Raw genomic sequence first — 25,212 nt, 5'->3', positions numbered from 1 at the left:
CCAGTACATACGCAGCCATATTGTGTGCGAGGCAATCGAACGTCAACGGGGCCCGCTCGGCGGCGATCACCCGAACTCCGGGGCGGGTGTCGGCGAACATCATCGCGCTCAGGCTGGTGTTCGCGCCGATGTCGAGTGCGGTATCCCCCCGATCGCAAGCCCAGGGCGGCACACCGATAGAACCCCTCCGTCGACATCTCACTCCACAGCATCCGCGCTTCGGCCGGACTCGTGCAGGTGACGGTCCGGCCGTCCTCGAGCCGAAGGTCCTCGGTTTGTGGAGTCGCGCTCTCAGCTCATGAAGCTTTCGATAATCGGGCCGATGACGGCCAGGGCGAACGGATGGGTCAATTCGAGATGTCGTGCATCGACGATCGTGTTCTGTATGTCGCCGGTGACATACGGTCGCCACGTACGCACGAGGGCGTCGTGGTCCGCGCGGTCCTTTCCCGCGGTGAAGAAGACCAGGTCGCCGTCGAAGACTCCCGGTCGATACCGCTGGGCGATATCGGCCGCGATCTGGAAGCTGTTCATTACCCGATCGACCTGTTCGGCGGTGAACATGCCGGTCGAGGTCACCTGATCGCGGATCACCGACCACGCCTGCTCGGGGGTCGCCGCCTCGACTTCGTCGCCGAGTTCGAACAGTTCCCGCCAGCCGCCCAGCAGGTCTGCCATCAAGCGTCCCGGCGCGGGCTCCTCCGCAGTACCGATCATCGAATCAGCAGACAGATCCAGTACGTCGGCGGCGGAATCCAACAGGGTCAGAGTCCCGACAAGGTCGCCGTCGCGCTGGAACTTCACCGCCATCGCGTGCGCGATCTGCCCGCCCAACGACCAGCCGAGCAAATGGTACGGACCGCACGGCTGCACTCGGCGAATCTCGGCCACATACCGTTCGGCCAACTCATCCACCGATTCCGCACCAGGTTCGCCCGCGACGACGTGCGGATCCTGCAGGCCGTACACCGGTCGATCCTTATCCAAATGCTCGACAAGACCGCCGTAGAACCATGCCAATCCTCCGGCGGGGTGCACACCGAATATCGCGGGCTTCGATCCGCTCGCGCGCAGCGGAAGCAGCACCTCCAGACCGGAGCCGCCCGTAGCCTCATCGGCCCTGCGCGCCAGTGCCTTCGGTGTCGCGTCGTCGAACATCCATGGCAACGCGATGGTCACGCCACGAGCGCGCAGCTCGCTCACCACCATCGTGGCCAGCAGCGAATTGCCGCCCAGATCGAAGAACCCATCCGAAGCCCCGACCCGTCCGACACCCAAGACCTGCGCATAGACATCGGCGATCACCTTCTCGGAATGCGTTCGCGGTGGGACGAACTCGGTCGACGAAGTGTCGAAATCGGGAACGGGCAAAGCCTTTCGATCGAGCTTGCCATTGACAGTCAACGGCAGATCCGGCAGCACCATCACCGTCGAGGGCACCATATAGCTGGTCAGGACCTGGGCGGCGGTCTCACGAACCTCACCCGGATCGATCTGCCGACCATCGATACCCACAACGTAGCCGATCAGCTGATCGACGCCTTGCGCATGGCGATGCACTGCCGCGGCAGCGCGCGCCACATCAGGATGCCGCAGCAACGCGGACTCCACCTCACCCAGTTCGATGCGATAGCCGCGCAACTGCACCTGCGCGTCCGCTCGACCGGCGTAGGTCAACTCGAGCCCACGCGCGGACTTGGTCCACCGGCCGAGATCGCCGGATCGGTACAACCGCGAACCATGCGGATCGAAGGGATTCGCCACGAATCGACCCGCGGTCAAAGCCGGGGCGCGCAGGTAGCCGCGCGACAGTTGCCCGCCGGCCACATAGATCTCCCCTGCCACGCCGATCGGCACCGGCCGAAGCCGCTCATCGAGCACGTACACCCGCATCCCCGGCAGCGGTGATCCGATCCCGGCCACATCCGTCTCGTCGATCTCGCGGAACGTGACATGCACCGTCGTCTCGGTGATCCCATACATATTGACCAGGCACGGTGATCGCAGATCGTGCGCCGCAAACCAATTGGTCAACCGGGATACATCCAGCGACTCGCCGCCGAATACGACATATCGCAAGGCGAGTCGATTAGCCGTGCAACCGGATTCGCGATACTCGCGCTCTGCTTCGGCGAAACCGTAGAACGCCGACGGAGTCTGACTCAACACCGTCACACGCTCCCGCGCCACAAGATCAACGAACGCCTCCGGCGACCTGGACGTGTCGTAATCGACCACGACCAACCTGCCACCCGACAGCAGAGCTCCCCACATCTCCCACACCGCGAAATCGAAAGCGTACGAATGGAACATCGTCCACACATCGCCCGGGCCGAAATCAAAACGTTCGGCCGTGTTGGCAAACAACGTGACTGCTTCGCGGTGACTGACCGTCACTCCCTTGGGACGGCCCGTGGACCCGGACGTGTAGATCACATAGGCGACGTTGTCCAGCCGCAGGTTCGGCGCCACCGGGACGCCGCCTGGCGCATCCGCGCAATCCTCGATGTGCACCACCGGTACCGCGCACTCCGGCAAGTCCGAAGCCGTGTATACGGAGGTGAGCACCACCGCTGGACGCGCGTCGTCGAGCACGAACCGCAACCGGTCAATGGGGTACGCCACGTCGAGCGGCAGATAACCGGCGCCTGCCCGAATCACCGCGAGCAGGCCCACTACCAGTTCGATCGAACGCGGCAATGCCACGGCCACCAGCGACTCCGGCTCCACTCCGTGTTCGATCAGCCGAGCCGCGACCTGAGCAGACCTCCGATCCAGTTCCGCGTAGGTCAGCTGCGAGACACCGTCAGTGACCGCGACCGCGTCCGGCTGGGCCAGGGCTCGGGCAGCGAACAAGTGCGCGAGCGTCGCATCCGCGACCACAGCGCCTTCTTCTCCCGCCGAGTCCAGCAATTCGCGCCGCTGTATCGGATCGACGATGTCGACATCACCGACAGGCACCGCCGGATCCGCAGTGACACACTCCAGAATCCGCACGTAAGCGTGGGCGAACCGGGTCATTGTCTCATCCACGAACAAATCAGCAGCGAAGGTGAGTCGTCCCGCCATGCCATCGGGACGGCCCCCCTGACCGAATCGCTCGACCAGCTTCACGTTCAAGTCGGCCTGGGCTTGCTCGAAACCGTCTTCCAGCGGCTCGATGCGCAGCTCCGGCAGCTCCAGCGCGGCCTTGCTCAGGTTCTGGACATCGAGCGTTACCTGGTACAGCGGAAGATGGGCTGTCGACCGGGGCGGATTGAGCGCTTCCACGACTTGCTCGAAAGGCACGTCCGCGTGCGCGAACGCTGCCAGATCCGTCTCACGGGTCGAGGCGAGCAGTTCCGCGAACGGCTGCCGCGCCGACACCCGTGACCGCAACACGAGGGTGTTGACGAACATGCCGATCAGATCGTCGAGGTCACGCTCTCCACGTCCGGCTATCGGGGTGCCGATCGCGACATCGTCGACGCCGGCGAGTCTGGAAAGCAGCACGGTCAGTGCGGCCTGCAGGACCATGAAGACCGTCGCGCTTCTCGCGCGTGCGAGGGCGATGATCCGCTCGTGCAGTTCGGCAGGAAGCTCGAACTCGACCGCGCGCCCACGCATGGACGCGACCGCCGGCCGCGGAAGGTCGGTCGGCAGCTCGAGCAGCTCGGGCAGCCCGTCGAGGGTGTCCTTCCAGAATCGCAACTGCTGGGACATGACCGAGTCCGGGTCATCCGCCGATCCGAGGATCTCGTGCTGCCACAGCGCGTAGTCGGCGTACTGGACCGGAAGTACCGGCCATGTCGGCTCTGTGCCTTGCCTGCTCGCCTCGTATGCCATCGCCACGTCCCGCGCGAGCGGGATCATCGACTGGCCGTCGGCGCAAATGTGATGAACACAGATGACCAGAACGTGATCGCGATCGTCGAGAGCGAACAATTCGATACGGAACGGGGGCGCCTGTGTCACATCGAAACCGGTCGAGACCACGGCGATCGCCCGGTCCATGACCTGGTTCTGGTCGATATGGACCGGACTCAGCACGGGGACGACCTCGCCGGCGGCGACGGCGACCTGGCACGGCTGTCCGTTCACCATCGGAAACTTGGTCCGCAGCGACTCGTGCCGTTCGATGACCAGTTCACACGCCTGCCGTAGCGCGTCGACGTCGAGTTCTCCGCGCAGACGCATCACCAGCGGAATGTTGTATCCACCGGCGGCGGTGTCGAACTGGTTGAAGAACCACATCCGCTGCTGCGCCGGCGACAGCGGTACACACGCAGGCCGGGGTCGCGGCGTCAACGCCACCCGGTGGTCGCGGTCGAATGTTGCCAGGCGGGCCGCGAGTTCGGCGACCACGGGCGACTCGAACAGGTCTCGCACCCCGAGACGCACTCCCGATGCCGTGCTCAACTGCGCGGTCACGCGGGTGGCGGACAGCGAATCGCCGCCCAGGTCGAAGAAGCTGTCCGTCACCCCCACGCCGTCGATGCCCAGGACGCTCTCGAACACCGCGGCGACACGTCGTTCGGCATCGGTGCATGGAGCGACCCACTCGCGGCCGTCCGCAAATTGCGGAGCGGGGAGCGCCGAGCGGTCGAGTTTGCCGCTCGTGGTCAAAGGAAGTTCGGCGAGCGCCATGAACACGTCAGGCACCATGTGGGCGGGCAGTCGCAACCGCGCGGCGGCCCGAAGGTCGCGCGGATTCAGGTCCTCGTCGGTGACGAGATAGCCGACGAGCCGGTCGACGCCGCGTTGGTCCTTCCGTCGCATGACGACGGCTTGTTCGATCCCGGGATGCTCGGCCAGAACAGCTTCGATTTCACCGAGCTCGATGCGCTGGCCACGAATCTTGACCTGGAAATCGCGGCGCCCGACGTATTCCAGGGTGTGCTCGGGTGTCCAGCGGACCAGGTCCCCGGTGCGGTACATGCGCGAACCTGCCGCACCGAACGGATTCGCGACGAACGCGCCCGCTGTCACCGATGGCAGGTTCACGTAGCCGCGCGCCAATTGCACTCCCGCGAGGTACAACTCGCCCACCACCCCGATCGGCGCCGGCCGCAACCACGCATCCAGCACGACGGCCTCGACACCACGCATCGGCGCGCCGATCGTCACCGCGTCACCCGGGTGCAACGCGGCGCTGATCCCGGCGAGAATCGTGGTCTCCGTCGGCCCGTACACATTCATCAGGGTCCGGCCCGGCGCCCACATCTCCACCGTTTCCGGCGTCAACACCTCGCCGCCGACCATCAGCACGCGCAGCGAATCCATACCGGCCGGCGACATCGTCGCCAGCACACTGGGGGTGACGAACGCATGCGAGACCTGTTGCGCGCGAATCAGTTCCATCAGTTCCTGACCGGCGAAGACCGCAGGCGGCGACACCACGAGCATGGCGCCGGTGACGTGAGCCAGCAGCATCTCGAGGACGATCGCATCGAAACCGGGGGCGGCGGCCTGCAGTACTCGCGACCCCGCGTCCACGTCGAGCCGGTCCCGCTGCGCGGCAGCGAAATTCGCCAAACCCTCATGGGTGACCGCGACGCCCTTCGGCAGTCCGGTCGAGCCGGAGGTGTAGACAACGTATGCCACATCCTGGATGTGCGGCGTGCGCACCAGCTCCGCGTCCGTGACGGCGGCTGTCGATCGGGCGGCGATCGACAGCTCGGTGTCCGGATCGTCGAGGACCAGCTGGCGCACTGCGCCAGGCAGCAGGCCCCGCTGCTCCTCGACCGTTACCGCCACCTGGACCTCGGCGTCCGCCACCATGAGTGCGATGCGCTCGGCCGGATTTCGGGTATCGATAGGCACGAACGCCGCGCCCGCTTTGGTCACCGCCCACAGGCCGGCCACGAATTCCACCGACCGTGGCATCGCCAACGCGACATGATCGCCCGGTCCTACACCCCAAGCGATCAGCTGCCGCGCCACCTGGTTGGACCTGGCATCCAGCTCGGCGTAGGACACCGTGCGCGGACCGCAGACCACTGCAGCGGCATGGGGATTCGCCATCACCCCCATGGCCAGCAACTCGGACATGCGGCATGGCGGCATGGCAGCGCCGCCCCTGGCGGGTACGAGCGCGTGCCTCTCGTCCGTGGTCAGCAGATCGATCGCGCCGAGCCTCGACTCCGGATCGCTGGTCAGGTTCCGCAGTACGGTTTCCAGACGGGCCGCGAGACCGGCCGCCATCACCTCGTCGACGCGCGCGCGTTGGTAGCGGACTCGGATATGCAACTCGTCGGTATGGTGCGCCTGCACGGTGATCGGGTAATGCGCCGCGTCCGAGCCCTCCGCTGAGACCACACGCATACCGTCGATATCGGCATCGCCCAGGCCACTGCTGTCGACCGGATACGACTCGAACACGACCAGGGTGTCGAACAACTCGCCGCTGCCCGCGGCCGCCATGATCTGCGACAGTTCGAGGTAGTGGTGGTCGAGCAGACGGGTGTTGTCGGCTTGGAGTAGACGCAGCGCGTCCTCGACGGTCAGGTCCCGCCGCACATCGGCGACGACCGGAATCGTGTTGATGAACAGGCCGATCATCGACTCTACGTCCGGCAGTTCGGCGGGGCGTCCGGATACCGTGCTGCCGACGGCCACGCGTTCGACGCCCAGCAGGTTGCCCAGCACCACGGCCCAGGCGAACTGCATGATCGTCGCCATCGTCACGCCACGTGCCCGCGCGAACGTCACCAACTCCGCTGTGGTGGCTCGATCGACAACGATGGGCAGATCGATCGGAATATCCGCCGTGGCCACGGTGCGCGGATCGGCGACGAGCGTAGGCTCGCTGACCTCCCGCAGCGCGTCCCGCCACACCTCGATGCCGGCGTCGCGATCCCGGCGGTCCAGCCATGCCAGGTACTGCCGATACGAGGCCGCGGGCGCAAGCAGCTCCTGCTGTGCCGCAACGGCATACGAACCGATCAGCTCACGCCACAGCAGCGGCAACGACCAACCATCCAGCAGCAGATGGTGCGCCGTCAACACCAGCCGGAACTCGTGCGGCCCGACGGCAAGAAGCAGGAACCGCAGCAGTGGCGGGTCGGCGGGATCGAACACGACCGCCCGCTCGGCTTCGATCAGCTCATCGACTTTCCCTGTGTCGCCGGAGAGATCGACCCTGCGCCAGGGCACGCTGGTCCCGGCCGGAATGACCTGTGCGGGAACGCCGTCGGCCGTTCGTGTGAATGCGGCCCGCAGGTTGGGATGCCGCTCGAGCAGAGCTCGCGCGGCCAGCTCGAGCCGATTCTCGTCGACCTCGCCCGCGAGGGTGAGGACCGATTGCGCGGTGTAGACGTCGAGTTCGCCTGCCGCGAATTCGGCGTGGAAGAGCAGACCCTCCTGCAGCGGCGCCAACGACCACACGTCGCTCAGTGGACCGTACCGGTCCGCGAAGGCGTCCAGATCGCGCTGCGTGAGGTCGACCAGCGGAACATCCGCACGGGACAATCCCCAGTCGTCGTCAGCGCCGGCGATGGTGGCGATCTCGGTCACGGCGTCGACCCATCCGTCGACGAGCTCGGTCACGTCATCGTGCTCGAGCAATCGCGAGGCGTAGCCGATATGTGCCGACAGTTCCGGTCCACTCGCGGTGTCCACGATGCTGACGTCGATCGTGATCACCGCTGCCGCAGGCATATTCGGATCGAAGGCGGATCGGCGGTCGAACCGCTCATCGGTCGGGACCCACGCAAGATCCGACAGCGACGTCAGGTCCACACCGGCGCGGCCGAGATTGTTGAAACTGATCTGCGGCTGCGGCGCCGCCGCGAGCCGGTCGACCGTGTCGGTATTCAGATAGCGCAGCAAGCCGTACCCGATGCCCTTGTCGGGAATCTCGCGCAGCTGGTCCTTGACCGACTTCACTGCCGTACGCAGGTCCGCGTCGTCGATTCCGACCAGGTCCAGGCTGACGGGGTAGGCACTGGTGAACCAACCCACGGTGCGTGAAATATCCGCTCCCGGAGCGATTTGCTCCTCGCGGCCGTGTCCTTCCAGGAGGACTTTCAGGCCCGGGCTCAGAATGCCGCGTCGTCTGCGCCAACGGGTCAGGGCGACGGCCAGCCCGGCCAGCAACGCATCATCCACACTGCCGCGCACAGCCCGGGGCACCGAGTCCAGCAACGCCGAGGTCACCGCAGCCGGTATGGAGACCGTCAGGTTCCGCACCGTGGCGTGGGTGTCGACCGCGGGATCCAATTCCGCGGTCCCGAGCAGTGGATCGGCCGCGGTACTCATCCGCTGCCACAGCTCGAGTTCGCTGCCACGGTCGGTGGCGGCGGCGGTCAACGCGTGTGCCCATCGCCGCATCGATGTGCCCTGTGCCGGCAACTCGACCGTGTGTCCCTGACCGATCTGCTGCCAGGCGGTGACAAGGTCGGGCAGCAGTATCCGCCACGACACGCCATCGACGGCCAAATGATGAATCACGATGAGGGCACGGGCGTCGGCCTCGACACCCGATTCCGGAAGCAGGCACGCGACCTGCAACATCCGGCCCTCGGCGGGGTCGAGACGACCGGATGCCTCGGTCAGGGCCGCTTCCACTACGGCGGTGAAACCGTCGCTGCCCGGCGCCTCGTCCGCTCGGAAGCGTCGCACGAACACCGCGCCGACGGCATCGGCGGCGTGGACAGGCGGCACCTCCATGCACCGTTCGCGCATTCGCGACCGCAGCATGTCGTGCTGTTCGAGCACTGCCTGCACGGTCGAGGTCACCTGGTCGACTCGCGCGTCCCGTGGCAAGCGCACCAGCATCGACTGCGCGAACCGATCGGCTTTCCCGAGCCGCTCGACGAACCAGGCCACGATCGGCGTGAAGGGGACCTCGCCCACGCCACCGCCGGGCAGCTCCGCGAGAGACACCCGGTCCGCCGCCGCGGCCACCTGCGCCAGCCCGCGCACGGTCTTGCGCTCGAAGATGTCCCGAGCCGTCACGACGACGCCCGCCGTCTTCAGCCGCGAGGCCAATTGGATCGACATGATGGAGTCACCGCCGAGCGCGAAGAACGACGTCGTCACGCCGACCGACGCAACGCCGAGCACATCCGCGAAGGCGGCCGCGATGGTGCGCTCGAGGTCGGTGGCCGCAGCGTCCGCTTCGTCGCCGCGGATATCGAAAACGGGTTCGGGCAGCGCTTTTCGATCCACCTTGCCCGTCGAGGCGAGCGGCATGCGGTCGAGCACGGTGATCGTCGACGGCACCATGTGGGCGGGCAAGACAGCGGCGACATGATCGAGCACGGCACCGGGTTCGACGCTCGCCGCGTGCTCCGCCACGATGTACGCGGCGAGCAAGGGTTGTCCACCGGGTCCCGAGCGGCTCACGGTGACAGCGGAAGCAACCTGCGGGTGTGTCAGCAGCGCGGCGTCGATCTCGCCGAGTTCGATGCGCTGGCCACGGATCTTGACCTGGAAGTCGGTGCGGCCGATGTATTCCAGCGCACCTTGCGCGGTCCAGCGGACGATATCGCCGGTGCGGTACATCCTCGACCCGCGCCCGCCGTATGGGTTTGCTACGAACGCGCCCGCCGTCGCAGCGGGGCGGTTCAGATAGCCACGGGCCAATGCGCCACCGGAAAGGTACAACTCCCCGGTCACGCCGACCGGCACCGGACGCAACCGGGCGTCGAGCACCACAGCCTCGACACCACGGATCGGACCACCGATGGTTATCGCGTCGGACGGCTGTACCGGATCGCTGATCGTGACCACGATCGTCGTCTCGGTCGGACCGTAGATGTTGTGCAATTGCCGCCCTGGCGCCCAGGAGGCGATCAGGTCCGCGGAGACCATCTCGCCTCCGACCGCCAGTACCCGCACCGATCCGAAGTCCGCCGGCGACATCGTTGCCAGCACGCTGGGCGTCAGGAACGCATGCGTCACCTGATGCTCGCGGATCAGCGCGGCGAGATCCGGACCGCCGAACACTTCCGGCGGCGACACGACCAAGCATCCGCCGGCCGCGCACGCCATCAATGCCTCGAGCAGCACCGCGTCGAAGGCGGGCGCCGCCACTTGCAGCACACGTGACGTGGCGTCCACGCGATAGCGGACCCGCTGCTCGGCGGCGAAGCCGGCCAATCCCTCATGGCTGACCACGACGCCTTTCGGTGTTCCGGTCGATCCAGACGTGTAGATCACGTACGCGGCATCCCGAAGCTGAAGTGCCCGGGGACGAGCCGCATCCGTGATGGCCCGGCTGGACCGCGCGGCGATCTCGGCCGCTGAATCCGGTTCGTCGAGTACCACCCATCGGACGTCGTCCGGAAGTGACATGCGCGCGGACGCGACCGTGATCCCTACGGTGACACCGGAATCGGTCACCATGTGCGCGATCCGCTCCGCGGGATATCGCAGATCCACCGGTACGAACGTGGCGCCGGTCTTCGCGATCGCCCACATGGCGACGTGGTAGTCGACCGAGCGTGGCACGGCCAGTGCGGTGAACGTCCCCGGTCCGACTCCTCGGGCGAGCAGGTGCGCGGCGAGCTGGTTGGACCGCTGATCGAGCTCGATGTAGGTGAGGCTCTCGGCGTCTCCGACCAGGGCGGTCGCGGCAGGGTGTGCTGCCACGGCCTCGGCCAGGAGGTCGGGCAGCAGACACGGCGACGTGGTCTCACCGCCGCGCGCCGGGAGGAGCCGTTCGGACTCCGCGGCGTCGAGCAGATCGATGCCGCCGACCACGCGGCTCGCATCGGCGGTGACCGCTTCGATGACCCGAATGAACCTCCGAGCGAGTGATTCCGCCGTAGATGCCGCGAAAAGGTCGGTGGCATAGATGATCTCGCCGTCGATACCGGCCGGCCCTTCACCGTCGACGCATTCGGTCATCAGCACGGTGAGATCGGTTTTCGCCTGCGCGATACCGGGATCGAGCAGTTCGACATCGACACCGGGCAGCTCGAATCGCGCCGCGCGCATGTTCTGCAACCCGAACATCACCTGATACAGCGGCGTATATGCCGTGGATCGGGCGCGGTCGAGGACGTCGACCAGCCGTTCGTAGGGCACGTCGGCGTGGGCCAGCGCATCGACGTCGATGTCGCGTACCTGCGCCAAGAGTTCGCGGAACGACAGATCGTCCCGAACCCGCGTGCGCAACACAACGGTATTGACGAACATGCCGACCAGATCGTCCAGCGCCTGGCTGCCTCGACCGGCGATCGGAGAGCCGATCGAGATGTCCTCGCTGTGCGCGGTGCGCGCCAACAGAATCGCCAGTGCGGCATGCAGCACGACGAACACCGTGACGCCCTCACGGTGTGCCAGCCGCACGACGTCGTCGTGCAGCCGCGCCGACAGTGAAAAGGCGACACTGCCACCGTCCATCGACATGGTGGCAGGCCGGGACCGATCCGTCGGCAGGTCGAGCAGTTCCGGAGCGTCGCCGAGGACGTCGTTCCAGTACGCGATCTGCCGGGCGATCGGCGACGATGGATCGTCCTCCGCACCGAGCATTTCGCGATGCCACAACGCGTAGTCGGCGTACTGGACTTGCAGCGGTTGCCATTGCGGTGCTTCGTCGTTCACACGCGCCGCGTAGGCGGTGAAGACATCGCCGGCCAGCGGCGCCATCGACGAGCCGTCGGCCGCGATGTGATGGACTACGAGCACGATCACGTGCTCCTCGGCGCCGGTGCGGTACACCCGTGCCCGTACCGGCACCGATTGCGCGACATCGAAACCCGTTTCGACGGCCTGCCGGATCCGTTCGGCCAATTCCGCTTCCTCGGCGACCGGCTCCGGGTCCAGCACCAGTTCCCCGGCCACGGCGGCCGTATCCCGCACCATCTGGCACGGTTCGCCGTCGATGGCGGGATACACCGTGCGCAGTGGCTCGTGCCGATCCACCACATCGAGTAATGCCGCCTGCAGCGCATCGACATTCAGTCGGCCGGTCAACCGAGCCGCGAAGCAGATGTTGTATGCCGCCGAGGCGGTATCGAACTGATTGAGGAACCACATCCGCCGTTGCGCGGCCGCCAATGGGACCACCGCCGGTCGCGGTCGGGCTACGAGTTGCACCACCATGGAACCGGTTCGCTTGCCAAGACGTTCGGCCAATCCGGCGATTGTCGGTGCGTCGAAGATGTCGCGGATGCCGACCTCGACACCGAGCGTCGCAGCGGCCTGGGCGGCGATGCGGGCAGCCGAGAGCGAGTTGACCCCGATCTCGAACAGGTTCGCCGTCACGCTCACCCGATCGCGATTGATGAGCATCTCAGCGACGATCGTCGCAAGGACTGCTTCGTATTCGGTGCGAGGCGGCACGACCTCCTCGACATCGTCGAACACCGGCTGCGGCAGGGCTTTTCGGTCGAGTTTGCCGTTGACAGTCAACGGCAGATCCGGCAACACCATCACCGCCGAGGGCACCATATAACCGGTCAATATCTCGGCGGCGGCCTCGCGGACCTCACCCGGATCGACCTGCCGACCATCGACACCCACCACATAGCCGATCAGCTGATCGACACCCTGCGCATGACGATGCACCGCCGCGGCAGCACGCACCACATCAGGATGCCGCAGCAACGCGGACTCCACCTCACCCAACTCGATGCGATACCCACGCAACTGCACCTGCGCGTCCGCCCGACCGGCATAGGCCAACTCGAGCCCACCCGCGGACCTGATCCACCGGCCGAGATCCCCGGACCGATACAACCGCGAACCATGCGGACCGAACGGATTCGCCACGAACCGACCCGCGGTCAAAGCCGGGGCGCGCAAATAGCCCCGCGACAGTTGCCCACCGGCCACATAGATCTCCCCTGCGACCCCGATCGGCACCGGCCGAAGCCGCTCATCGAGCACATACACCCGCATCCCCGGCAGCGGTGATCCGATCCCCGCCGCATCCGTCTCGTCGATCTCGCGGAACGTGACATGCACCGTCGTCTCGGTGATCCCATACATATTGACCAAACACGGCGACCGCAGATCATGCCCCGCGAACCAACCGCTCAACCGCGACGCATCCAGCGCCTCACCACCGAACACGACATAACGCAGAGCAAGTTCACCAGCCGCGCAACCAGATTCGCGATACCCACGCTCCGCCTCGACGAAACCGTAGAACGCCGACGGAGTCTGACTCAACACCGTCACACGCTCCCGCGCCACAAGATCAACGAACGCCTCCGGCGACCTGGACGTGTCGTAATCGACCACGACCAACCTGCCACCCGACAGCAGAGCTCCCCACATCTCCCACACCGCGAAATCGAAAGCGTACGAATGGAACATCGTCCACACATCGCCCGGACCGAAATCAAAACGCTTCGCCGTATTGGCAAACAGTGTGACCGCCTCGCGGTGACTGACCATCACACCCTTGGGACGACCCGTCGACCCCGACGTGTAGATCACATACGCGACATTGTCCAGCCGCAGATCCGCCACCACCGGGACAGAGCCGCCCGCCGCATCCGCACAATCCTCGACAAACACCACCGGCACCGCGCACTCCGGTACCGCCGATGCCATCCCGGCCGATGTCAGCACCGCCACCGGACGCGCGTCGTCGAGCACGAACCGCAACCGATCAACCGGATATGCCACATCCAGCGGCAGATAACCGGCACCCGCCCGCACCGTCGCAAGCAAGCCCACCACCAGATCGATCGAACGCGGCAATGCCACAGCCACCAGCGACTCCGGCTCCACCCCCTGCTCGATCAGCCGAGCCGCGACCTGAGCAGACCTCCGATCCAGCTCCGCATACGTCAACTGCGAGACGCCATCGGTGACCGCGACAGCGTCCGGCTGAGCCAAAACTCGGGCAGAAAACAGATGCGCGAGAGTCGCATCCGCGACCACCACACCGTCTTCACCCGCCGCGTCCAACAATTCGCGTCGTTGTACCGGATCGACGATATCGACATCACCGACAGGCACCGCCGGATCCGCAGTGACACACTCCAAAATCCGCACAAAAGCCTCAGCGAACCGAGCCATCGTCTCATCCACGAACAAATCAGCAGCGAACGCCAAGCGCAGCGTCATGCCGGTCGGTTCGTTGTGGGTGCCGTGCCCCTCCGTCATCGTCAGCAGCAGGTCGTATATCGCGGCACTGTCGCCGGGATCCACGTTCTCGACCGAGAGACCCGGAAGTTCGACCCGGGCCTGCGTCATGTTCTGATAGGCGAGCATGACCTGGAATAACGGCGTATACGCCGTCGACCGGGCGGGATTGAGTGCCTCCACCAGCTGCTCGAACGGGACCGTGGCATGGTCGAAAGCCTCGATGGCCGTGCGTCGTACCTGGTTCAGCAGGCTCGAAAACGATTGGTCGACCTCGACCTTGCTGCGCATCACCAAGGTGTTGACAAACATCCCGACGAGGTTGTCGAGCGATCGGTGGCCGCGGCCGGCATGAGGCACGCCGATGACGATGTCGTCGCTGCCCGAAAGCTTCGACAGCAACACCGCCAGCGCGGTGTGCACGACCATGAACGTCGTCGCTCCGGCGCGCCGCGCCAGCGCCTCTACGCGGCCCTGCAGCTCACCCGGGATCATTGCGTAGACGACCGCGCCCCGTTGCGTCCGCACCGGCGGCCGCGGGCGGTCGGTCGGCACTTCGATCAGATCGGGGATGCCGGCGAGTTGCGTTCGCCAGTAATCGATATCGCGGGCCACATACGAGTCCGGGTCGTCCGCCGAGCCGAGCACCTCTCGCTGCCACAGGGCGTAATCAGCGAACTGTACGGCCAGCGGCGCCCAATCCGGCGCGTCGCCACCCGACCGCGCACGATAGGCCGTGACGATGTCGGCGGCCAGCGGCGCAACCGAAAAGCCGTCGCAACTGATGTGATGGACGGCCAATGCGGCCACCCATGACTGGTCGGATAGCTGATACAGCGCGAACCGCAGCGGCGCACCCTTCGACACGTCGAATCCGGCACCGGAAAACTCGGACAATCGGGCCGACAGCTCGCGCTCACCGATCGGTTGCGGTGTGAGGTCCCAGGTTCCGACGACGTCGGCCGCATCGAGTACGACCTGTGTGGGCATGCCGTCAATGGCCGGATACATGGTGCGCAAGATCTCATGCCGCTCGACGACATCACCGACGGCCGCCGCGAGTGCATCGATGTCGAGGACGCCGTCCAGCCTCATCGCCAGTGGCACAACGTATCCGGGCAAATCCGGGTCGAACTGGTTGAGGAACCACATCCGTGTCTGTGCGAGCGACAGTGGAAGGCGATCAGGACGCGGCTTCCGAGTCGGCGCGGGCAGGTTCGGTACCGCACGCAACTGCGCGATGCGTTCGGCGAGCTCGGCTACGGTGGGTGCCTCGAAGATTACCTGCACCGGTATATTCACGCCGACGATATCGCCGATCCGGCTCAGCGCGCGCGCCGCGACCAGCGAATTCCCGCCCAGGTCGAAGAAGTTGTCGTCGGCGCCGAACTCCGGAACATCGAGCAGGTCGCCGAAGACTCCGGCCACCGTCTGCTCGATGAGGCCATGCGGCGCGCGGTATTCGGATTCCCGGCTGCGCGGATCCGGCACCGGCAAAGCGCGGTAGTCGACCTTGCCGTTGGCCGTGAGCGGGATCGCGTCGATCCGCATCACCGACGAGGGCACCATGTACGCCGGCAGCCGTTCCAACAGGAACTTCCGAATCTGCTTGATATCCAACACCTCCGCGGCCACCGCGTAGGCGATCAATCGTTGCTCGCCGCGGTCGGCGCGCACCTGCACGACGGCCGCGGTCACCTGCTCGTGCGCGACCAACGCGGCCTCGATGTCACCGAGTTCGATCCGCAGACCACGGACCTTCACCTGGGTGTCGGCACGGCCGACATAGCGCAGGCTGCCCTCCGAGTCCCAGCGAACCAGATCGCCCGTGCGGTACAGCCGAGAACCGCCGGCGTCGTCGAAGGGATCGGCGATGAATGTCGCCGCCGTCGGACCGGGACGCCGATGATAGCCGCGGGCGAGCTGGACGCCACCCAGATACAGCTCTCCGGTCACCCCGACGGGAACGGGGTGAAGCCGCGAGTCCAGAACCCGCACAATGATATTCGCTTCGGGGATGCCGATGGGCACGGCGACGGCGTCGAGCGTGTCGATGCGGTGAGCGGTGACGCTGACCGCGGCCTCCGTCGGCCCGTACAGGTTGTCGATGCGCGCGGCGCTGAGTTCCCGGAAACGGCGGACGGTGTCGGCCGGCAGGGCCTCGCCGATGCACAGCACCCGCCGCAGGTCGGGGAATTCGTACGCGCCGGCGGCATCGAGAAACGCCGACAGCAATGACGGCACGAAATCCACGGTGGTTATGCGATGTTCGACCATCAGCCTGGCCATGGCGGCCGGGTCGCCGTGCGCGTCGGGACTCGCGACAACCAACGCCGCGCCGCAGGTCAATGCGGAAAACAGCTCCCAGACCGACAGATCGAAGGTGACCGGCGTCCGCATCAGCATGACATCGTCGCCGCCGAGCCCGTAGTGATCCCGCAGCCACCGCAGTTGATTCACCACCGCGGCATGCGGTACCGCCACACCCTTCGGCACGCCCGTCGAACCGGAGGTGTAGATGACGTACGCCAGGTCATCCGGGTGCAGGGCCCGGGTCCGGTCGGCGTCTGTCACCATCGACGTATCCGCGTGTTCGGCGCCGAGCTGCTCGAACGCCCATACCGGCACGTCATCGGGCACATTCGCCTCGTCGACCGGCCGGGTGATCACGGCACTCGGCCTCGCGTCCGTGACCACCGCACGCACCCGATCGAGCGGATGATCCGGGTCCAGAGGCAGATAGGCGGCGCCTGCGGCATGGATTGCGTACAACGTGGTCAGCAGATCGACGCTGCGGCGCATCGCGACGGCAACGACGGTTCCCGGGCCGACCCCGCGTCCGATCAGCGCCCGGGCCAGCGAATTCACCCGCGCCGCGAATTCTTGATAATTGAGCCGACCACCACCTTCGGCATCGACAACCGCGGTGCTGTTCGGGTTCGCCGCCGCCTGCGCGGCGAACAGGGACGCGATCGTCGCGGAAGAAACACGCGTCGACTCCCCGCTCGACCGCGCCGCCAGCTCGCGCGCCTCGTCGGCGGTCAGCAGGTCGATGTCGCCGACAGCGCGGGTGGGATCGGCCACGATCGCCTGCAACAGCAGCAGGTAGCGGTCGACCATCGAGGTGATCATCGCCTCATCGAAAAGATCGGTCGCGTAACCGAATTCGATTGTCATGTCGCCGGGTTCACCGTCCGGCCCCAGCGTGTCGACGAGGTTCATATGCAGGTCGTACTTGGCTACGCTCGGATCAGCCATCCGGGCCGAAACCGTCAGGCCCTCGAACTCCACGGTCGGGATCTCGATGTTCTGGAACGAGAATCCGACTTGCGTCAACGGCGCGTGTGCTGTTGAGCGAGGCGGATTCAGCACCTCGACGAGCCGTTCGAATGGGATGTCGGCGTTCTCGAACGCGGCCAGATCGGTGGCCCGGACTTGATCGAGTATCCGCAGGAAGGGCGTGGCGGGCTCGACGCGTGTCCGCAATACCAGCGTATTGACGAACATTCCGATCAGACCATCCAGTCCGGGCTCGCCACGGCCGGCGATCGGGGTGCCGACCGCGATGTCGCCGACCCCCGAAAGCCGCGCCAGCAACGCCGCGTAAGCAGCGTGCATCACCATGAAAGCCGTCGCATCGTGGCGGCGGGCCAACGCGATCGCCTCACGATAGAGGCCCGCGGGCACCGTCGCCGACACCGTCGCGCCTCGGAAGGACTGTTTGGCCGGCCGAGCGTGATCGGTCGGCAGGTCGAGCACCTCGGGCAAATCGGCGAGGGCCGCGCGCCAATAGTCGATCTGGGCGGCAGTCAGACTGTGCGGATCGTTCTCGGTACCGAGCAATTTTCGTTGCCACAGCGTGTAATCCGCGTACTGCACCGACAACGGAGACCACTGCGGCGCCTGTTGCCCGACGCGGGCTTGGTACGCGGTCGTCAAGTCCGCGGCCAGCGGTGCGAGCGACGACCCATCGAAGCCGATGTGATGGGCGACCAGAACCAGAGTGTGATCGTCGGGTGCGCTGCGCAGCAGAGTGATCCGGAACGGAACCTCGGAGGTGACATCGAACCCGGCGGCCCCCTCCGCGGCGATGCGCGCCTCGATGTCGCTTTTCGCGACCGGCACCGGCACCAGTGCGGGCCGTGCCTTCTCCACCGGCATGATCATCTGGTGCGGTCCGCCGTCGCTGTCCGGATAGACGGTTCGCAGCGTTTCGTGCCGCTCGATCACATCGGCGATCGCCGCGTGCATCGCGGCCACGTCGAGGTTGCCCGACATGTGGACGACCATCGGGATGTTGTAAATCGGCGACGTGGTGTCGAACTGGTTCAGGAACCACATGCGTGTCTGCGCGGGCGACAGCGGGATCCGGTCCGGGCGCTCTTGCGGGCCCAGCGGCTCTCGTCCGTCCGCGTCGCTGGTCCGGATATTCTCCGCCAGCGCGGCGACGGTCGGTGCCTCGAAGAGCATGCGCAACGAGACTTCGACGCCGAATGCGGCACTCAGTTGCGCTGCTGCTCTAGTGGCTGACAGCGAGTTGCCGCCCAGATCGAAGAAGCTGTCGAAGACGCCGACACGCTCGATCCCCAGCACCGCGGCACACACGTCGGCGACCATCTGCTCGGCCGCGTCGCGCGGTGCGACGTATTCGATCGTAGTGGCGGCGAAAACCGGTTCGGGCAATGCCGCACGGTCGATCTTGCCCACTGACGACAGCGGCAATGTCTCGAGCACCATCACCGTTTCCGGGACCATGTGCGACGGCAGGCGTTGTGCTGCATACTTCAGCAAATCCGCGGTGTCGACGGTGCCATCGGTCGGCACGACGTAGGCCACCAGTCGCGACGCGCCGCCGACCGCGGCGCCCACCGCCACCGCCACCGCCACGGCGGGGTGCGTCGCGAGAACGGCCTCGATTTCGCCGAGTTCGATGCGCTGCCCGCGAATCTTGACCTGGAAGTCGGCGCGGCCGAGATATTCGAGCGTTTCTTCGGACGTCCACCGCACCAGGTCACCGGTGCGGTACATGCGGGCCCCCGGGGAGCCGTACGGATTGGCCACAAAGGCGCTGGCCGTCGCGACCGGCCGGTTGAGGTATCCGCGGGCCAGTTGCACTCCGGAGACATAGAGCTGTCCCGCTACCCCGACCGGCACCGGCTGCAGGCCCGCATCCAGCACCACGGCCTCGACACCACGAATCGGACCACCAATGGTGACGCGGTCCTCCACACACAACGGGTCGCTGATCGCGACCGCGACTGTGGTCTCGGTGGGCCCGTAGGCATTGAAGAGCTGACGGCCCGGTGCCCACACCGCGACCGTTTCCGCCGACACCGTCTCCCCGCCGGACACCAGCACCCGCAACGAATCCAGACCGGACGGTGACATCGTCGCCAGCACGCTCGGCGTCACGAATGCATGCGACACCTGCTGCGTCCCGATCAATTCTGCCAACTCATGACCCGCGAACACATCCGGAGGCGATACCACCAACGCCGCTCCGTTCGCATGAGCCATCAGCAATTCCAGCACCACCGCGTCGAAACCCGGTGCTGCCAAGTGCAACACTCGCGAGGAACTGTCGACCCGATAACGCTCCCGCTGCTCGGCAGCGAAATTCGCCAACCCCTCATGCGTGACCTCGACACCCTTCGGCGTCCCCGTCGACCCCGAGGTGTACACCACGTAGGCCGTGTCGCAGATGCGGCAGGAACGCACCCGATCCGCATCCGTCACCGCCGCCGAGGACTGAGCTGCGATGTGAACCGTCGCGTGTGGAGCGTCGAGCACCATCCGCCGGACCGAGTCCGGAAGCAGATCCTGCATCGCCTCAACGGTGATCCCCACCCGCACACCGGCATCGGCCACCATGAAAGCGACCCGCTCGGCCGGATTGCGCGGATCCACCGGCACAAAGGCCGCGCCAGCCTTGGTCACCGCCCACATCCCGACCACGAACTCCACTGACCGCGCCATGGCCAACGCGACCCGATCGCCCGGGCCCACACCCCACGCGATCAATTGCCGCGCAAGACGATTCGACCGAGCTTCCAACTCCCCGTACGACACCGTCTGTTCACCGGCAACCACCGCCACCGCATCGGGATCCGCGACCGACAACAACCCCGCCAACACCCGTGGCGCCTCGGCATGGCCCGCCGACGCAGGCACCAACCTTGCCCGCTCGACCCCCGACAGGACGTTCACCCTACCCACCCGCAGGTGCGGATTCGACACGACCGCATCGAGGATCCGATTCAGCCGCCCGGCCAACTCTTCGACGGTCTCCCGATCGAACAGATCTGTGGCGTAATTGATCCGCAGGGCGACATCGCCCCCCGCGGAGGCATTTTCGGCGACGGTGACGATGAGGTCCACCTTCGCCTGTTGCGCCCCCGGATCCAGGATCTCGACCGAAAGTTCCGACAGCTCCACGCTCGGGCGGTCCATGTTTTCGAAGGCGAGGTAGACCTGGCACAGCTCCGCGTGCGCGGCCGACCGTTTGGGATCTATTTCATCGACAACCCGTTCATATGGAAGGTCGCTGTTGGCAAAGGCATCGACATCGATGTCCTTGACCCGCGCCAGAAACGCGATGAAGGATTCATCGGAACGCACCTCGGTGCGCAGCGCCACCGTATTGACGAACATGCCGATGAGCGGCTCGAGCGCACGCTCGCCTCGGCCCGCGATCGGCGTCCCGATGGTGATATCCCTCGAACCCGACAGCCGGGCCAGCAGAACCGCCAGCGCGGCGTGGACGACCATGAAGGTGGTGACGCCGGCCGTGCGGGCCAAACGCTCGATCGCAGCGAATGTTTCGGCTGTGATCACACTGTCGGTGATATCGCCGCGCATGGATCGGCGAGCAGGACGCGGACGGTCCGTAGGCAGCTCCAGCACCGGCGGCATCCCCGCCAATTGTGCTACCCAATAACGCAACTGACGTGCCGCCAGTGACTCGGGGTCATTCACGTCGCCCAGCATGCCGCGGTGCCAGATGCTGTAATCGGCATATTGCACGGTCAGGGGCTGCCAATCCGGGTTCTTCTCCTGCGACCTGGCCTCGTAGGCGGCCGCGACATCGGCCGCGAGCGGCGGAAGAGACGAACCGTCACAGCAGATGTGGTGCAGGACCATTACCAGGACGTGCCTACGCCGGTCCCTGGACGCGAGCAGCGCGACCCGGATCGGCGGACTTGTCCGCACGTCGAAGCCGGTCGACGTCAGCTCACCGATCCGATGCGTGACATCGCCGAGGTCGACCGTCTCCGATACCAGATCGAGACCGGCGACAACGTGCTCGGCGGCCAGAACAACCTGTGTTCCTTCGCCTTTCACATCGGGATAGACGGTGCGCAGGGATTCGTGCCGATCGATCACGTCTGTCAGAGCCGCGTGCAGCGCAGTGACATCGAGTCGGCCGCTCAGCTGTACCACCAGCGGAATGTTGTACGCCGGGGAGGAGGGGTCGATCTGATTGATCAGCCACATCCTGTTCTGCGCCGGCGACAACGGAATTGGCTCGACGCGCGACTGCGCGCGCAGCACGGGCCTCCCGGGCCGGTACTCGGCGTCGATATGTGCGGCGAGTTCGGCGACGGTCGGCTTGCCGAACAGATCGCGGACCGACACATCCGATCGCGTCACCTCGGCGATCCGTGCGGCGACATTGGTCGCGGTAAGCGAATTGCCGCCCAGTTCGAAGAAGCTGTCCAGGACCCCGACTCGCTCGAGATCCAGTACCTCGGCGAAGATGTCCGCGATCATCTCCTCGACAGGCGAACTCGGCGCCACATAGGCCGCGGCAGAATCGAAAACCGGCTCCGGCAGCGCTCGAAGATCCACCTTGCCGTTCACCGTCAGTGGCAGCTCGGGCAACACCACGACGACAGCCGGCACCATGTACTCCGGCAGCAATGTCGCGACATGCGTGCGCAAGGTGTCAGCGGCACAGGCTTCTTCACCGGCAGGCACGACATAAGCGACGAGCCTGGCCGCCTCCGTGCCAGGGAGATGCACGGTGACGACTGCCGCCGAAACCGTGCTATGGGTCAACAACACAGTGCGAATTTCGTCCAACTCGATGCGGAACCCACGCAGCTGAACCTGCTGATCGGCACGGCCGCGGTATTCCAGCTCACCCTTGTGGTTCCATCGCGCGACATCGCCGCTGCGATAGAGCCGCTCGCCCGGCCGACCGAACGGGTTGGCAACGAAACGGGCAGCGGTCAGCGAAGGGCGATTGAGATAACCGCGGGCGAGTTGGGTTCCGGCGACGTAGATCTCACCCCAGGCGCCCAACGGTGACGGCCGCAGTCGTTCATCGAGAACATACGTGCGCAGGCCCGGCAGTGCCGAACCGATCGCGCTCGGCGCATCCGGCGTCGCGATGCTCGGTGTCAGGCCGAGATACGTCACGAAAACCGTGGTTTCGGTAATACCGTAGCTGTTCGCCAACACAGGTAGCTTCGGGTTGTGCTCGTACCAATCCGCCAACCCCGCCGGGTCGAGACGTTCGCCGGAGAGTATGACCAGTCGCAGCGAAAGCTCCCCGTCAGGCTCGCCGGCGTCCTCGTACCGTCGGCGCGCCGCACCGAACTGCTGGAACGCGGACGGCGTCTGGTTGAAGACGGTCACCTTCTCACGCGCCGCCAAGCGCACGACATCATCCGGTGAGCGTGTGGTGAGGCTGTCCACGACGACCACGCGGCCACCACTGACCAACGCGCCGAAGATCTCCCACACCGAGTAGTCGAACGCGAAGGAATGGAACAACGTCCACACGTCTTCGGTCCGGACGCCGATCTCGGCGCACGCGTTCACCACGTACGTCGCCACCGCGCGATGGGGGATGGCCACGCCCTTGGGTCGTCCCGTCGACCCCGATGTATAGATGACGTAGGCGATGTTGTCGAGGCACAGTGGGCGTATCCGGTCGGCGTCGGTGATCGGTGCCGCGATCTCATCACCGACCGCGCCGATAAGGTCGTCGAACAGCACCACGCGACCTGGGTCGCCCGGCACGTACTCGTGCATGGCACGAGTCGTCACAACGGCGATCGGATCGGAGTCGTTCAGCACGTATTCCAGCCGATCGGCCGGATGCGCGATATCCAACGGCAGGTATCCCGCGCCTGTTTTCAGCACGGCCAGCGTGACGACGATGAGATCGGCGCCGCGTGGCATCGCGATCGCTACCAGCGAGTCCGGGCCCGCCCCGCGTGCGATCAAGGCGCGGGCGACCCGATTGGAACGCTCGTCCAGCTCCCGATAGGTGAGGGAGGTCTCGCCCGAGGTGACGGCGATCGCCGACGGCGTCGAAAGGGCTTGCCGCGTCAGCAAATCCACGAGCGTAGCGGTAGTCGTTGCACCGTCACGGCCGGCCAGCGCCCCGACGATCCGCGCCTCTTCAGCGGGGTCCAGGAGCGGAATAGCGCTCAGAGCTGTTTCGACGGGCGAATCCATGACGCGTTGCAAGAAGGCGATGAACCGGCGGGCATGTACGTCGAGTTCATCCTGGCTGTAGAGATTCGCGTTGCCATGCAGTTCGATCAACAGCGGCGCGTCGGCTCCGGAACGGTACAGATTCAGCTGCAGATCGTCCAACGCGCCCGAGGTCAATGCGCGGTAGCGGCCGACAGCCGACCCGAGGCGAATTTCCGAGTCGAAGAAGAGGATATTGACAATCGGACCGAACGAGTTCGCGGACGCATCCAGCGCACTCGAGTCGCGGCGCAGATCCTCGAACCGATAGAGCTGGTGCCGCATCGCGAGGACGAGTTCGGACACTGACGCGCGGACCAGTTGCTCCACGGTGGTCGTCGCATCCACGGTGAACCGGATCGGCACCATGTTCGCCAACATCGCGCCCGCATTGCGCAGGCGCTTGGTCACACGCCCGCTGACTGGCATCGACAACACCACATCGTCGCCACCGGTCATCCGCGCGAGGAACGCGGCGAAGGCTGCCACGACTACCTGCGCAGGTGATGCCTGCAGGCTGCCGGAGAAACGGTCGAGCATGTCGGACAACTGCGACGGAAGCTCCAGGCCGGAGACACGATCGACCTTGCTCCGCCGTGCGGTGCGACCGGACAGACTCGTCGGTGTGGGCAGGTCGGCAACCTTGCCGAGCCAGTACGTCTTGTCCTTCTCGAAACGAGAACTCGCGCGATACGCATGCTCCGCTTCGATGATGTCGCGCAGCCCGGCCGCCTCCAAAGGCATGGGCGGCCTGCCCTCGAACAATGCGTTGTAATGCTCGGCTATCCGCTTCAATACGTTGAACGCGCCGTATCCATCGATGATGAGATGGTGGGCACGCGCGTACCACAGATACCGATCTTCGGCGAGGCGGATCAACCGTGTCGTCGTGAGTCGATCACGGCTCAGATCAACAGCTTTCGTGTTGTAATCGCGCCGCATCCATTCCATTGCCGCCGCGAACGGATCGCTCTCGCCGCTGACGTCCAGTACGGACTCGTCGTATGTAATGCTGTCGTCAACGAATTGATATGGAACGCCATCGGACTCGACCACCCGAACGATGAGGGATTCGGTTTCACGGCCGGCATCGGTCACCGCCCTGACGAAGGTGTCGAAGTCGATAGGTCCCTCGATCTCGACGTAGTGCGCGATGTTCATCGCCTGCCCGCCGGGCAGATTGTCCGCAAGCCACATGCCGTACTGCGCCCTCGACAGCGGAATCAGGTCCGACTGGCGGTCGACAAGTTCGGCTGACTTCAACTCCATCTAAACCCCTCGCTCAGACTCGGAGGCACCAGAACACAGCGGAACAACCCCTGCTCGTGCCCGAAATTGCCTATATACGCGTTTTGTCTACGTCGAAGCGGCACTCAATCCCCAGCGCCGGAACATGTCGATCAGAAGATCACATGACTCACCTTGTCGGATATGAGAATCCGACTGGGATGCCAGGTTGCGGTGCGATAACTCCCCCAACGTCCATTTATCGATGTCTCCCAGTATCTCGAAATCTGAAAGGTCGGACATTTCGAACATCTGGCGTAGCAACGCAAGCTCACATGCAAGCAGCTATCTCTCGGCGCGCACAGGACAGGACAGGCAGGCACAAACAGCCCCTCGGCCCGCCCGGAATACAGCGTTTCGGCCCGCCGAACGCCGTGCTGCAATGCGTTCACTCACCACGAAAGGTCAGCA

At 65.6% G+C, this 25,212-nt stretch carries 1 protein-coding gene; it reads right to left on the bottom strand.

The window, feature by feature from the left end:
- Nucleotides 1-291: 291 nt before the first annotated feature.
- Nucleotides 292-24,783, bottom strand: a complete 24,492-nt coding sequence (locus tag GLP40_RS04775) for a non-ribosomal peptide synthetase (RefSeq protein ID WP_154786583.1) — start codon at nucleotides 24,781-24,783, stop codon at nucleotides 292-294.
- Nucleotides 24,784-25,212: the final 429 nt, after the last annotated feature.

The organism is Nocardia aurantiaca (assembly GCF_009708175.1).
GTDB lineage: Bacteria > Actinomycetota > Actinomycetes > Mycobacteriales > Mycobacteriaceae > Nocardia > Nocardia aurantiaca.
Note: the sequence above shows the minus strand (reverse complement) of the source record. Positions and strands in the feature narration are given on the sequence as shown.